Below are 13,210 nucleotides of genomic sequence, written 5' to 3' on the forward strand. Positions count from 1 at the left end.
ATGCTAGTAATAGAAAAAATAATTAATGCCAATTTAAGGGATGCTTTAGCGGATATTGTTTACCAGATTGAGATTAAATCAGATTTTTCCATTTGCCATCCCCTTTATAAACCCTTAGAAATTGATGAAGAAGCGAGGGAACGTTTCCAAAAACTGCCCGAACCCATGCAGCAAAAATATCTGGGTTTACAACTGCGGGGATTTCTCTATGGTATCTATTATAATGGTTCTCTGAAAGCATCATTAGCTCTGGATACAGACGCTCAAAATTTGCCCCAAGATTTAGAAAATAATACGGTTTTAGGAATGGATGTAGCTTTTTATGAACAGTTAGATCAAAGTAATAAAGGTTCGGGATATTTTGATGCTGGTTGGCAGGTTTTACGGGAAGAAACTGATGGTTCTTTGGCGGTTACTAAGGGAGGGTTGAGGCTTCATATTCAACGAGATAAACATCTTCAACCTGAGCAAAAAATGGCGGTTGTGGGGGATAGAGTTAAGATAAAACTGCCTAAAAATCGGGTGCAAAGCGGCTTTTATATGGCGGTGGGAAATGAGGGGTTTAGTCGTGCAGAGGAGACTCAGTTACCCGATGCGACAGTGCGAGTTTATTTTAATTTTAGTCCTGATGGTGCGGCGGCGGTGATGGCCTGTGTGACTGAGCAGTTAAATGAGAGAAAAATTCCTTTTAGTTTTAAGGTGTTGTATAACCCTAAAGATTATCAAAGACATGATTCTGGGGTGTTGTATTTTGATAAGCAGGATTATCAGACGGTTAGAGAAATTTTAGCGGCTATTTATCAGGAAACGCAAACTTATTTTAAACCGGAAATTCCGCTATTTACCTTAGAGTTAGCTAAGGGTTTAGGGTTAGCTGAAGAACCGGCCCATCGGTTTAGTGAGCAAGAGAGTTTTGGCACTCATCGCTGTCAGATTATTGCTAATGGGTTATTAGCGGCGTGGTATCAAAGCGATAATTCTCCCGAGGGACGAATGAAGGCAATTCTAGAGCAATTTGCTGGTTTAGGGATTGATTTAGAGCGTCCTTATTTAAATGGCGGTTCTGAGGATGTTTATTTATAAGGTATGGGTGAAGGGTTAAAAGAGAATATTTTAGGTCTTTTAATTTTTTTGAAAAAACTAGCCGAGTCAATTAAATTTAGATATGTTCGAGACCCAATAATAATATTAATACGATAAAGCCTGTTTTTGCCGGCTTTATTTTTTCTTGTGTGTCCGACTAAAAAATTGGACATAACTGTTTTATTTTTTTCTTAATTTTGCGGCTTGAGTAACCCTGAAAAGCTTATTTTTCGGTAGGAGAGCATTATTAGGGATGTTGTCGGTTAGGGAATTATTTAAAAAAAATGTAGGCTTTATGTCGGTTTAAGTCGAGTTTAGGGGTTGTTTTGAGGAGGAAATCTTTTTATTCTTATAAGAAGAAAACTTAAAAAACTTCCTAAATAACTGATTGGAGGAAATATGGCTGATATTAAGATTAATGACATTAAGCCTGCTGGTGCTGAATTATTTGAAGATTCTGAGGGCTTTCTCAATGAGCTAAAAGATGATGAAGTTAATAAAGTTGTTGGTGGCGTAGGGACTGTGATTGGAAGATGCTGTAGTAATACAGCTTGGACAATTATTGGTAAATGCGGAAACGCATAAGTTAAATTTTTAATTGTCACTTAAAAAACGGGAGATTTAGTTATTCATCTAAACTTAACTCCCGTACTTTAATGAGTAAAAATATAAACAATTATGAGCATAAAATTAAGTTCTAATAATGTTTTATTTTATTTGATAAATCTTGGTCTGTGTCATCCTGAAGATTTAGTATCTATTACAATCGCAAGCCATAATACATTGTTGGTTAGTTTGCGACAAGGTATTAATCTTGTTGTTAAACAAGAACGTTATTATTATGATGATGATGACAATCCCATAAATTTCCCTCTTGCTGATGAGTTGAGATTTTATCAAGTTTTATCCTCTACTTTGGATTTATCTTATGAAAATATTCATTTTGATTTAGATAACTCAATCTTTGTTTATCAATATCCTAAAAATTATATTAACCTCAAAGGGTGTTGCCAAAACCCAAACAATTTATCTATCTTTATGGCTGAGTCAGTCGGTCATGCTTTAGCTTTACTGCATCGGCAGAGTTTATCATCTGAGGCTTGCTATAGAGTCATGAATGAAATGAACAATGGAAAGCTGGTTTATCAGTTTCCTTACCCGATTCATCTCCAAGATAAATTAGAACCAGAAAGATTCTTTACCATGCCTCCAGACTCATATAAATTAATTCATTTTTTTCAAATGTCTGAGAGCTTAAACCGAACAGTAAAAGAAGTGATTGCTCAGGTAAAATATTACTGTTTAACCCATAATAATTTAGATTTTTATAATATATTAATTACCGAAAATAAGAAAAATTATTTTTCTCAATCAGAGGAAAAAAAACAAAATTTAATTAAATTGATTAATTGGGAAAAATGTAGTTGGGGAGATCCGGCTTTTGATTTAGGAACAATAATTTCTAAATATTTACTTTTATGGTTAACGAGCTTAATTGTTCATCCTGATATCAAATTAGAGACATCCCTCCAACTCGCTATAACTCCGTTAGATAAAATACAACCTTCAATCGTTGGACTCACTAAAGCTTACCTGAACACTTGGCCGGAAATTTTAAATGATTACCCTGAATTTCTCAAGCGAGTTGTTGAGTTTGCTGGTTTGGCTTTGATTTACCATATTGTAGAGATAATTAGAGCCTTTCGGGGATTTAATAATCAAAGTATGTGTATTCTTCAGGTTGCTAAAAACTTACTTTGTTCCCCAGAAAAATCGTTTAAATCGGTTTTTGGTTTAACCCAAGCAGAATTTTTATCTTCTTTTAATTTTCAATAAAAATTGCTCAAAATGATGGAAGGATTAGAATTAATTCATGACATTGCTACTCATATTAAAATCCAATCGGCTGATTTTTTAGTCAACCATAAGATTTACCAACTTCCAGAGGTTTCGGCTGAATTGGTCAAACAACTACAAAAGCTTCCTAAATCGATTCAGGAAAAGTATCTTAATTCACACTTAAAAAAATTACTTTATGACATTTCCCATGAGGGAAATCATTTAAAACCTCAAAAATCAACTAAGATTTTAGATGACCCAATTGGACTAGAAAACACTCATGAAGAAGTCGATTGGGAATTTTGCACAACACTTCATCATAATAATCAAGGTCAAGGAAGTTTTTTTCCTAACTTCCAAGTGATTAGAAAAGACTCTGATGGCAGCCTTGCTGTGCAAAATTTAGGAGTAATTCTCAATATTGAACCTAAGCGTCATCTCCCCTCAGAACAACAATTGGCGGATGTGGGGGATACTGTTGCCATTGCTATGCCATCTCATCAACTCAGACTAGGCTATTATGTAGCTGTTGGTAATGCTATTTCTCCACCCGGTAAACAGGCTATATTGCTCTATTATAATTTTAGTCCTGAAGGAGCATTTACTATTATGAAAAAGCTTACGACTGGGCTAAATGAGCTTGGAGTTTTCTTTAATTTTTTAGTGAGATATAATCCGGTTGATTATGGAGGACATTACTCAGCATTTCTGCGGTTTTATAAGGAAGAATATGCTCAAGTTGCTCAAGTCAGCGAAAATATTTATCGAAACAATCAATCTTACTTTAAAATTTCTATTCCTGCATTTACTAAGAAGCTTGCTCCAGGATTGGGTTTAGCAGAAGATCCTGAAAAACCATTTTATTTCATGGAAGATTGTAGCATGAATCGCTGTCAAATCATAACAAATGCTTTGTTAGAGGCGCATCAAAAAAATAATGAATCGCCCCAAGCACGCATGAAATACATCATCAAACACTTTGAAGAAATAGGAATTGACTTAGAACATCCCTATCTAAACCCAGGTTCTGAAGATATCTATACTCCTTTAGAGATAGACTAATTGATTTGAACCTCTAACTGTTTAATGACTTCAACCTGTGCTATTTGCTCCTTCAACCAGTCAGTAAATAAATCAGCCGCAATTTTTCGAGCTAAATTTTGATTTAACTCGGGTTTAACAATCTCCTCCACTAAAATCAAATGAACCCCCTTAGAGGTAATAATCGGTTTCAGGACTTGAGGCGGATTTGCGGCAAAAACGACTGCTGAAATTTCGGGTTTTAAATTCTTGCGGTTAACCATTCCTAAATACCCACATTTTCGCCTTAATTCTTGCTCAGCAATATATTGATGTGCTACCTCATAAAAACTCATTTCCCCCTCTTGAATTCCATAAAATAATTCCAGAGCTAAGTCCTTATCTTCTAGTACCACTTCATACATAACTACTCCTCCATAATCTAGCTGATTTTGGAAAAAATAAGCATCTATTTTATCACCAAACAAATGATTAACTAACTTATTACTGATCAAATTAATATAAACCAACTCCTCAAAACTATCAAGAGAAAGGCTATATTTCTCTAACCATTTCCAAGTGTCCTCTGCATTTTGCAGTTGATTCCCTAAACGGAACTCATCAGCCGCTTTTTGAAGTTCTTCGGTTTCTATTTTTATGCCAGCTTTTTTAGCCGCTTCTTCAATAATTTTACGAGTAACAATTTGTTCAATGAATTCAGGAATTTGACAAGATATTTGAACAGCTTTAAAAATATCGCTAGGGGTAATTGTGATCGACATAGTTGTAATCCTCAATAAAACGCTTGTATAAATCAATCATTTTTCGTTTATATCTTCTACAAACCCGCCAGAGGGGCTAAAGAAGCATTTTTTTCCTACAATTTTAAACCTCCTTTTTGCAACTTCTTAAACGGATCTAAAACAAAATCAATAATCCTTCGTTGCCGCACAATCACTTCTGCGGTTGCGGTATCTCCAGGACGCAAAGCAACACACTGATTAGCCGTTTTAACACAAGTCTGAGCGAGGACAATTTCTAATTTATAAACTTCGACTTTGCCCTTAGCAGTATCTATCTGGGAAGTGGTGGGAGAAATTTCTAATAACTTACCTTCTACTAATTCATAATCTTGATAAGGATAAGCATCAAATTTTATTTTTACTGGTAAACCTTTCTTTAAAGAACCGCTTTCAGTGGTTGGCATTTGTGCCCGCAAAATTAACGGGGTTTTTTGAGAAGCAATTTCAGCCACTCGGGTTCCCGGTTGTACCACTGCTCCGGCTTGTTGAATCGGTAATTGGAAGATTACGCCGCTAACAGGCGCTTTTAAAGTTCGTTGAGATAATTGAAATTGTAAGGATTGTATCTGGCTTTTACTTAGGGCGATTTCCGCTTTTAGAGAAGCCGTATCTGTATCAATATTTTTCAGTTGCTCCTCTATTTTTAACCTCGCTAATTCGTTAGAATGAATCAATGTTTGTAAGCTTCTTTGTTGTTCTTTTAGCCTTAATTCTGCTTGCTCAATATCCGATTTTGCTTGTTTAATAGATTTATGAAAAATACTTTGTTGTTCAGCTAGACGAAGTTTAGCTTGTTCCACGTCTGATTGACTTTGTTCATAGTTTCCTTGCTTTTCTTGGGCGATGTCTTCTTTTTCTACCACTTGAATCTCTGAAGCAATTCCTTCTTCCCAGGCTTCTTTATATCGTTTAATCTCTCGTTGGCTATTGGCGACCCGAATCTGAGCTAATTTATAAGCCCTTTGATTATTTTTTAGGGTAGCTTCTGCTTGATTCAGTTGTGCGATTTTCTCAGATTCGAGTAAGTTATAAGTCGTTTTCAGATTGTCTAAATTTTGCTGTGCTTGATCTATTTGAGCTTGTTTTTCCAGTTCTCCGGCTTTGTTTTGTTGTTGCTGAGTGGAAAGCGCAAATATTAATTGAGATTTCAGTAATTTTAATTGATTCAATCGATTTAATTGCCCTTCTAATTTATCTTGAGCTTGTTTTAAATCACTTTTCACTAAGTCAGATTCTAACATTAATAAAACTTGTCCCGCTTTGACTGTATCTCCTTCTTTAACCCGAATTTCTGACACCGTACCAGCTACCGCCGCATCTAGTTTAACGGTTTCTTCCTCGGGTTCAATTCTGCCTCTAGCGGTTCCGGTTTCATCAATTTTAGAAAATATTGCCCAAGGTAAAACAAGGGAAACAAAAATTAATAAAAAATAGAGCAGTCCTCTTGTCCATGCTTTAGGAAGTGTATCTAACAATTCTTTGGTGGCATAAGACCAATCATGAACGGATTCAATAATTGGCTCAGATTTATTGATTGTTTCTTCATCAATTTGAACCGCAACTTTTACATTACCATTTAAATCATTAGGCATATTTTTTGAATTTTGTCAATAAAATTAAGGAATTTTTAGCTCACATCTAATTGTTGATGATTGAGATAATAATAATGACCTCGTTTTGCCATTAATTCATCATGAGTCCCTTGCTCAATTAAGATCCCTTTATCCAAGACTAAAATTAAATCAGCATTGCGTACCGTAGAGAGACGGTGAGCAATTACTAAAGTCGTTCTATTCCGTAGAATCTTGTTTAAATTGTTCTGAATAATTCGCTCTGATTCGACATCTAGATGAGAGGTCGCTTCGTCTAAAACTAACAGTTTAGGATTCCCTAATAAAGCTCTAGCAATAGCGACTCTTTGCCGTTGTCCTCCTGATAACATTCCCCCACCTTCACCGATTTGTGTTTCGTATCCCATAGGCAGCTTTTTGATAAATTCATCGGCTCCGGCTAATCGCGCGGCTTCGATAATTTCTTCTAGAGTTGCACTAGGATGTCCTAAACTAATATTCTCCCGAATGGTACCGCCAAACAGAAAAGTATCTTGATCTACTACCCCTATTTGATGCCGCAAAGAACGTAAAGAAAGAGTAGTAATATCATGGTCATCAATCAAGACTTTGCCATCGGTAGGGGGATATAACCCTAACACTAATTTAGAAATAGTGGTTTTGCCTGAACCACTGCGCCCCACTAAAGCAACCATCTGTCCTGATTTGATTTCAAAGCTGAGATTTTCTAACACATTAATATCGCTTTCGGGATGATAACGGAAAGTGACTTTATCAAAGCGTATATTACCTTTAATAGGGGGTAAATTTTGACGAAGTTGATGGTGTAAATCTTCTTCAGGTTCAGCCTCTAAAACATCGTTAATTCGCTCAACAGCGATGAAAACTTCTTGGATTTGATTCCAGAGAACAGAAAGTCTTTGAAAAGGGCTAATCACCTGGGAAAGTAACATATTAAAAGCTACTAATTGCCCAATGGTTAATTGATTTTTGATCACTAACCAAGCCCCAAACCAAAGCATAGCCGTTGTCATCAAGGCTTCAATTAAATTACTAAAAATTTGCAGGCGGTTACTGATAATTTGTCCCGAAAACCCCTTTTTTATTTCTTGATGGAGTAATTCTTCCCAATGCCAACGAACCGTCTGTTCTACTGCCGTTGATTTGACGGTACGAATGCCGGATAGAACTTCAATCAGATAACTGCTTTCAGTGGCAAAAGCGTTAAAAATTTCCCGAGAAATTCGCCTTAAAAAAGGAGTAGCAATGATGGCCAGCAGTAAAAACGGCGGTACAATGACTAACACTAAGAGAGCCATTTTCCAACTGTACCAAAACATCAAACCAACATAGATAAATACCGTCAGTAAATCTAGCAGGATAGCTAAAGCTTCTCCTGACAAGAAACTCTGAATTTTGCGGTTTTCCTGAACTCGAGAGATGATATCCCCCACATAGCGAGACTCGAAAAAACTGAGGGGAAGCCGCAACGTATGACGAATAAATCCGACAATCAGGGCTACATCAACTTTATTAGAGGTATGGTCGAGTAAATATTGCCGTAACCCCGTTATCATCACTCTAAAAATGCCAAAAATTAGCAATCCTAACCCAACGGCAAACAGCGTCAGTTCAGAGCGTTGTACCACCACTCGGTCTAAAATAATTTGAGTGAAGATAGGGGTAATGAGTCCGAAAATCTGGATCAACACCGAAGCGATAAACACTTCTAGCATCACCAAGCTATAAGGTTTGACTAATTCAAAAAATTGCCAGAAGGGGGTAGTAGTTTCTTGAGCGTCTTTAAAGAGGACTGTGGGACTGAGCAAAAGCGCATAGCCGGTCCACTTCGCTTTAAAGTCTCGATGGGTTAGAGTCAGTTGACCTATAGCCGGATCGCAGATGATTACCTGTTTTCGGGTAACTTCATAGACCACAATATAGTGTTTGCCTTCCCAATGGGCGATAGCCGGTAAGGTTTGTTTTGCCAATTGATCTAAACTGGCTTTTACCGGGCGAGTGGAAAACCCCACACTTTCGGCGGCGGCGGCGAGTCCTCGCAAAGAAGCGCCATTGCGGTCTACATTGGCTATGTCCCGCACTCGGTTGACACTAAAGCGTTTGCCCCAATAGCGAGACACCATGACCAGACTTGCCGCCCCACAGTCAGAGCCGCTTTGTTGAGCGAAAAAGGGATAGCGGCGGGTGACGCGCTGTAACCAATGTCCAATGCGAGAAGTAGGAGAAGGAAAGAAAGCTTTGCTGATCTTTTTTTGGGACTTGAGGTCTTCTGGGGGAAGGGACCAGCTAGAGGATTTTTCTGGCTCAACGGAACTCAAATCAGGATTTTCTATTGATTTAACCAGTAAAGCATTCCGTGAGTGAGCCTGCTGCCATAAATGCTCTCTGATGGCAGGATACTCTTGGAGCAAGGGATAGACTACTTCTCTGTTAAGAAAGGCAAGTTGTAGATTTAATGAAGCCCTGGCATCATAGGCAGTAAAATTAGCTTCATCGAAAAGGGTAAATTCCCCAAAAGCTTGACCGGGTTCTAAGGTAGCAATGAGTTCATCGTTTTTATCTAACAGCCGCACTTTACCCGCCATCACAATATAGATACCGGCTTTAGCCTCGCTTCCTTGCCAGAATTTTCCCACTTTGGGGGTAAGGTATTGAGCTAACTTGAGACATCGTTGGCATTGAGCTTCCGATAGGGTATAACCTAGGACATGATTGAGGTCTTGCTCTGAAAGATTCTTGAGTAAATTTTGTCCCATAATGTTACAGAGCTAGGATTTGACTAGGTTAAAAGACCACAGAGAAGAACTATCCGACAGATGATTGACTGGCAAGTCGTCAATGGAAATTTGAGCGGTTTTGGATGTTTCAAACTCCTGTTGTTGAGGTTGAAGTTTTCCCCGAGTGGATAATCCCATCTGTTTGAGCAGTCGATTAATATGACGCTGATGAACTTCTATGCCGAACTCTTTTTGTAAATGTTGACTGAGCCAATATCCGGTCCACCGCCGAAAGGCATAACCGTAGTCTTGTGGACTGTTTGTAGCCAGTTCTTTCAACCGTTGTAAATATTGCTCATTGACAATTTTGGGACGACCTAGGGGATGTTCTTGCCATTGGTGTGCCCTACCCGTTTGCGCCATCAAGGTCCAATGTCTGGCCGTAGCGGGGCAACAGTTTAAGTGCTGACAAATTTGGCTTTGAGATTTGCCTTCATCAGCCAGCAACATGATTAAAATTCGCTGGCGATAGGTATCTGGCAACTGATCTTCAAGACTTTTTTGTAAAAATTTACGCTGAAATGAGGTTAAATATTGACCTTGGCTAGGGCGTTGATTCTTACTTATTTTTCCTCGATATTCCATAACTTTGTTTTTAATTATTTCACCAGAGATTAGTTAGAATTGCTTGGGTCAGGTTAGGGAAGGTTTACAGCTTTTCTTGGGTATAGCTGCGAGGATGGGGTTTAATCCTACTTAATCTAAAAATGTTTCTTGGTCAGTCTTTTGGACTACCTTCAACCAGCTAGATCGTATAAATGATCTAGTTGGCTTTTAGCTCCTGAAAACTGGTAATCGTCTTCGGGATCGTACAAAAATACTTGTTCATCTCCAAAAAATGAAGATTTAAGCAAATTTTCTAATTTTTATTTTATAGCTATCTGCTATGGTTGTAACTAAAATTATATAGCTTGCCATTTAGCACAAATGTACTTATCAACAAGAAGGTTCCCCCGTTTAGGAGCGAATACGAACTGTTGCCGCGCCTTCGCTTTCGAGGGGAACCAATATGATTTGAGGGAGTATATTTTATCGTCAATATTTAGCTTGTCATTGATGGGGAGAGGCCCCGAAAAGAACATAAGCTTTCGGGGGTGAGTTGCCCACAGGCTTGCTCTTGGCAACGTCGCTTAAACTTTGACAGTGCTTGCTTTTTTCATCAACTCAAAATAGTTGTTCCAGAATTTTTTCTGTGTATCCAAAGCCAGATTGATCGCTGTTTCTTGAGCCGCCAAGTAATCATTAACCAATTCTTCTTGGATTTCTATACTTTTGTCTACAGCATCAGGTACCGGAAAGGGAAATTTAATGGCATCTTTGCCGTTGGGAAGACTTTTGAGCCAGGTGTCAAAGAATTTTTGTTGTAATTCGATGAACTGTTTTTGGTATTCTTCAAAATATTGCGTTGCCATAGTTTTTAAAGCCGCAGATTGCCCCAATTTTTTGAACTGGGTAGGAAATAGGGCGGCATTTACTACTTCCTTTTGTTTTCTGGCTCTGTTTTGGCTTTTGACAGGAACACTGAGCCTAACCTGATCATTTTTCTTTATAAGTTTATTTGCTCATCATCATACTATCAGATTTTCCTCGCTTTGTCTGTTATTTAAATTAAAAAAAATTTAAGTGACAAATTGGTAACAAATTTCTTAAATTTTTAACTTTTGCTAGTGGTTTATGAATTTATTTAACTTTATAATAATAAAATTAAACTTTAATCCGATTTGGCATGAGTATGAGCCAACATTCGTTTTAACAAAACACTGTAAATCGGTTCTCCTCCCAATCCGTGAGCCGTCATGGCGGCGACTAAACAGGTGATCAATAAAGGCAGAATCAGCAAATAGTTATCAGTCATTTCTATCGTTAAGATAATAGCCGTTAAAGGGGCGCGAACGGTTGCGGCTACTAAAGCGCCCATACCAGCAATGGCTAAGACAGCCGGTTCAGGCAGCAATTGGGGAAACCAACCATGAAACTCTCTAGCCGCACCTAAACTAAAGATGGTTGCTAAAGCCAACATCGGGGCAAAAATCCCGCCGGGAGCGCCTGAACCATAGCTAACCATCGTCAAGACAAAACGTAGCAGAAAAACTAAAATCAAAACATAGCCGGGCGATTCCACATCAAAAGCCCAATAGATGGTATCGTCACCCCCGCCGGTAATGGGGCGATAGATCACACTGGCTAGTCCAATAATGGCTCCGACAGATAACCCTGTCAATTGATAAGCCAAGCCTTTTAAGCTGGCAAACCAGTTTAAGGTTCGAACCAGAAAAAAATTAAATAAATAGCCAATTACGCCAATAAATAGGCCTAAAATTGCAAATATCCACAGGGAATCTAAGGGAGGAATATCAAAATGAGTAATACTCATCACGGCTTGTTGTCCGTTGATCAGGCGAGTGGTAATAGTGGCACTCACACAAGCCAAAGCGATAGAGCGAGTAGAACTGATAGGATGTTTAAATTCTGGGCGCATTTCTTCCAAAACAAAAACAATCCCCGCTAAAGGAGCATTAAAAGCCGTTGTTAAACCGGCACCGGCTCCGGCGGCTACCAGGATTCTCATCTCTTCAACGGAAACCCGAAAATAACTCCCAACCATCTTGCCGGCACTACCCCCAATTTGAATGGTGGGTCCTTCGCGCCCTAAAATCATCCCACTACCTAGAGTTAACAATCCTCCCAGAATTTTAACCGGTAGAACCCTTTGCCAACGGATGGGAAACACGCCATCGAGAAAGCCTTCAATTTGAGGAATGCCACTGCCTCCGGTATCAGGAGCAAATTGCCGCATCAACCAAAAAGCGATATATCCCATGATGCCTGATAAAATTATAGATACCCCATAATTGAGGATAGGATTGTTTTCCAGCACGGTGGCTAAGTGTGAGCGGCTGTGGAGAATTTGTTCAACTGCTAGGCGGAAATAAGTGCCAATAAATCCGGTAACGATCCCCACTAAAAGAGCATACAACAAAATCAGATTAAGCTTTTGTGTGGCCTCTATAAAGCGCTGAGTAATCAGGACGGGTTCAGAGAGGTTTGACGTTTCAGGCGAATGCGGATCGGGATTGGGATTCATGAGCAACTGAGTGATCAAGTTAAATTAAATCCGGTTAAATTGTGAGAAGATCCCGAAAAATTCGCTGCCACTCTCGCTTTCTTAACCGAATTTAATCTTATATTTTACTCTCAACTGTCAACTGTTCACTGTACCCACTCCAGACTTCATGGGTAAATAATGCTTTTTAAGAATCAGATCGAGTTTCACATCTGTTTCGAGTAAACAAGCATGACCACTATAAGGCAGCACTAACATTTGAGCATTGGGAAGATGGCTTTTTAATTTTTTTGCCTCTTCTACAGAAGGAAGCAGACGATCAGCCGCACCAGCAATAATCAAGACAGGTTGAGTTAAATTTTTTAAATTTTGGGGATTCACCGAAAAATCTCTTAATAAAGATAACCGCCAAACAGCCGTATTTCGGGAAACAGCTTTCATCGCTGCAATCAGTGCCTTGCGATCACTAGCGTCGATTCTGCCCAAGGAGGCCAAAAAAGGCAATAAGCCAATCATAGAAGTCTGATGTAAAAAATCTGGCATCCATCGGGTTAAGGGGATACCCCAACCTAACAGAGGTTGTTGATTAAAACAAGAGGCACTATTGACTAAAATCATGCCGCTAAACAGCCAAGGGGCTTTTTGAGCGACTTGAATGGCTAGACATCCCCCAAAAGACTCTCCACATAAATAAACCGAAGGCGAAACATCAGGAAAAACCTCTTGATGGGTTGGTGAGTGGGTCGCGTTGCCCCTTTTGCTGTATTTTTGTCTTATGCGTAATTCTTTTTCGATTAACGTGATCACTTGATAGGCTAGACTGTCCCAACTGCTTTGATCATCAGCCGGAATACACAAACAGCGTACATCAAACCATTGAGATAAAGCTTCTGCCTGTCGTTGATATAATAATCCTGTTCCGTCCATCCCTGGTAAAAAGACAAATAAGGGACAATCTGGCTTGGGTGTGGTGGGGATGACAAAACTTAAACGCGGCATAGTTCAAACGCTTTTCTAGTTTTTCTACTTACA

The 13,210-nt window shown here is 38.7% G+C and carries 11 protein-coding genes; 4 read left to right on the forward strand and 7 right to left on the reverse strand.

The features are described 5' to 3' along the window. The 4 genes from CYAN7822_RS06490 to CYAN7822_RS06510 all read left to right on the forward strand — a co-directional run bounded on the left by CYAN7822_RS06490 (nucleotide 1) and on the right by CYAN7822_RS06510 (nucleotide 3,984). Entirely contained in the window at nucleotides 1–1,083 is a 1,083-nt protein-coding gene (locus CYAN7822_RS06490; RefSeq protein WP_013321440.1) for a T3SS effector HopA1 family protein, read from the forward strand. 399 nt (nucleotides 1,084–1,482) lie between these two features. After that, entirely contained in the window at nucleotides 1,483–1,668 is a 186-nt protein-coding gene (locus CYAN7822_RS06500; protein WP_013321441.1) for a hypothetical protein, read from the forward strand. Nucleotides 1,669–1,761: 93 nt separating this feature from the next. Next, on the forward strand, nucleotides 1,762–2,919 hold the full coding sequence (locus CYAN7822_RS06505) for a phosphotransferase family protein (protein WP_013321442.1): 1,158 nt from the start codon (nucleotides 1,762–1,764) through the stop codon (nucleotides 2,917–2,919). A gap of 12 nt (nucleotides 2,920–2,931) precedes the next feature. Next, nucleotides 2,932–3,984, forward strand: a complete 1,053-nt coding sequence (locus CYAN7822_RS06510) for a T3SS effector HopA1 family protein (RefSeq protein ID WP_049802506.1) — start codon at nucleotides 2,932–2,934, stop codon at nucleotides 3,982–3,984. Here the strand turns inward: CYAN7822_RS06510 and CYAN7822_RS06515 are convergent. From CYAN7822_RS06515 to CYAN7822_RS06550, 7 genes are all read right to left on the reverse strand, one after another. Next, nucleotides 3,981–4,724 carry a peptidylprolyl isomerase gene (locus CYAN7822_RS06515; protein WP_013321444.1) on the reverse strand — a complete coding sequence of 248 codons (744 nt, stop codon included), beginning with the start codon at nucleotides 4,722–4,724 and terminating at the stop codon, nucleotides 3,981–3,983. The genes CYAN7822_RS06510 and CYAN7822_RS06515 overlap by 4 nt on opposite strands. A 95-nt stretch (nucleotides 4,725–4,819) precedes the next feature. Next, entirely contained in the window at nucleotides 4,820–6,337 is a 1,518-nt protein-coding gene (locus tag CYAN7822_RS06520) for a beta-barrel domain-containing protein (RefSeq protein ID WP_013321445.1), read from the reverse strand. Nucleotides 6,338–6,372: 35 nt separating this feature from the next. Continuing rightward, entirely contained in the window at nucleotides 6,373–9,093 is a 2,721-nt protein-coding gene (locus tag CYAN7822_RS06525) for a peptidase domain-containing ABC transporter (protein ID WP_013321446.1), read from the reverse strand. A gap of 12 nt (nucleotides 9,094–9,105) precedes the next feature. Beyond that, nucleotides 9,106–9,699, reverse strand: a complete 594-nt coding sequence (locus CYAN7822_RS06530) for a helix-turn-helix domain-containing protein (RefSeq protein ID WP_013321447.1) — start codon at nucleotides 9,697–9,699, stop codon at nucleotides 9,106–9,108. 545 nt (nucleotides 9,700–10,244) lie between these two features. Then, nucleotides 10,245–10,526 (reverse strand): hypothetical protein, encoded by a 282-nt coding sequence (locus CYAN7822_RS06540; RefSeq protein ID WP_013321448.1) that lies wholly within the window; start codon nucleotides 10,524–10,526, stop codon nucleotides 10,245–10,247. Nucleotides 10,527–10,825: 299 nt separating this feature from the next. After that, nucleotides 10,826–12,199 (reverse strand): H(+)/Cl(-) exchange transporter ClcA, encoded by a 1,374-nt coding sequence (gene clcA / locus CYAN7822_RS06545; RefSeq protein WP_013321449.1) that lies wholly within the window; start codon nucleotides 12,197–12,199, stop codon nucleotides 10,826–10,828. A gap of 117 nt (nucleotides 12,200–12,316) precedes the next feature. Continuing rightward, the gene (locus tag CYAN7822_RS06550) at nucleotides 12,317–13,177 is read right to left on the reverse strand and encodes an alpha/beta fold hydrolase (RefSeq protein ID WP_013321450.1); all 861 of its coding nucleotides are present in this window, start codon (nucleotides 13,175–13,177) and stop codon (nucleotides 12,317–12,319) included. Nucleotides 13,178–13,210 lie beyond the last annotated feature (33 nt).

The sequence above is a fragment of the Gloeothece verrucosa PCC 7822 genome (assembly GCF_000147335.1).
GTDB lineage: Bacteria > Cyanobacteriota > Cyanobacteriia > Cyanobacteriales > Microcystaceae > Gloeothece > Gloeothece verrucosa.

Bases quoted from the DNA above. Each gene is read 5' to 3' on its own strand.
- CYAN7822_RS06490 (WP_013321440.1), top strand. From the start codon at position 1: ATGCTAGTAATAGAAAAAATAATTAATGCCAATTTAAGGGATGCTTTA.
- CYAN7822_RS06500 (WP_013321441.1), top strand. From the start codon at position 1,483: ATGGCTGATATTAAGATTAATGACATTAAGCCTGCTGGTGCTGAATTA.
- CYAN7822_RS06505 (WP_013321442.1), top strand. From the start codon at position 1,762: ATGAGCATAAAATTAAGTTCTAATAATGTTTTATTTTATTTGATAAAT.
- CYAN7822_RS06510 (WP_049802506.1), top strand. From the start codon at position 2,932: ATGATGGAAGGATTAGAATTAATTCATGACATTGCTACTCATATTAAA.
- CYAN7822_RS06515 (WP_013321444.1), bottom strand. From the start codon at position 4,724: ATGTCGATCACAATTACCCCTAGCGATATTTTTAAAGCTGTTCAAATA.
- CYAN7822_RS06520 (WP_013321445.1), bottom strand. From the start codon at position 6,337: ATGCCTAATGATTTAAATGGTAATGTAAAAGTTGCGGTTCAAATTGAT.
- CYAN7822_RS06525 (WP_013321446.1), bottom strand. From the start codon at position 9,093: ATGGGACAAAATTTACTCAAGAATCTTTCAGAGCAAGACCTCAATCAT.
- CYAN7822_RS06530 (WP_013321447.1), bottom strand. From the start codon at position 9,699: ATGGAATATCGAGGAAAAATAAGTAAGAATCAACGCCCTAGCCAAGGT.
- CYAN7822_RS06540 (WP_013321448.1), bottom strand. From the start codon at position 10,526: ATGGCAACGCAATATTTTGAAGAATACCAAAAACAGTTCATCGAATTA.
- clcA (WP_013321449.1), bottom strand. From the start codon at position 12,199: ATGAATCCCAATCCCGATCCGCATTCGCCTGAAACGTCAAACCTCTCT.
- CYAN7822_RS06550 (WP_013321450.1), bottom strand. From the start codon at position 13,177: ATGCCGCGTTTAAGTTTTGTCATCCCCACCACACCCAAGCCAGATTGT.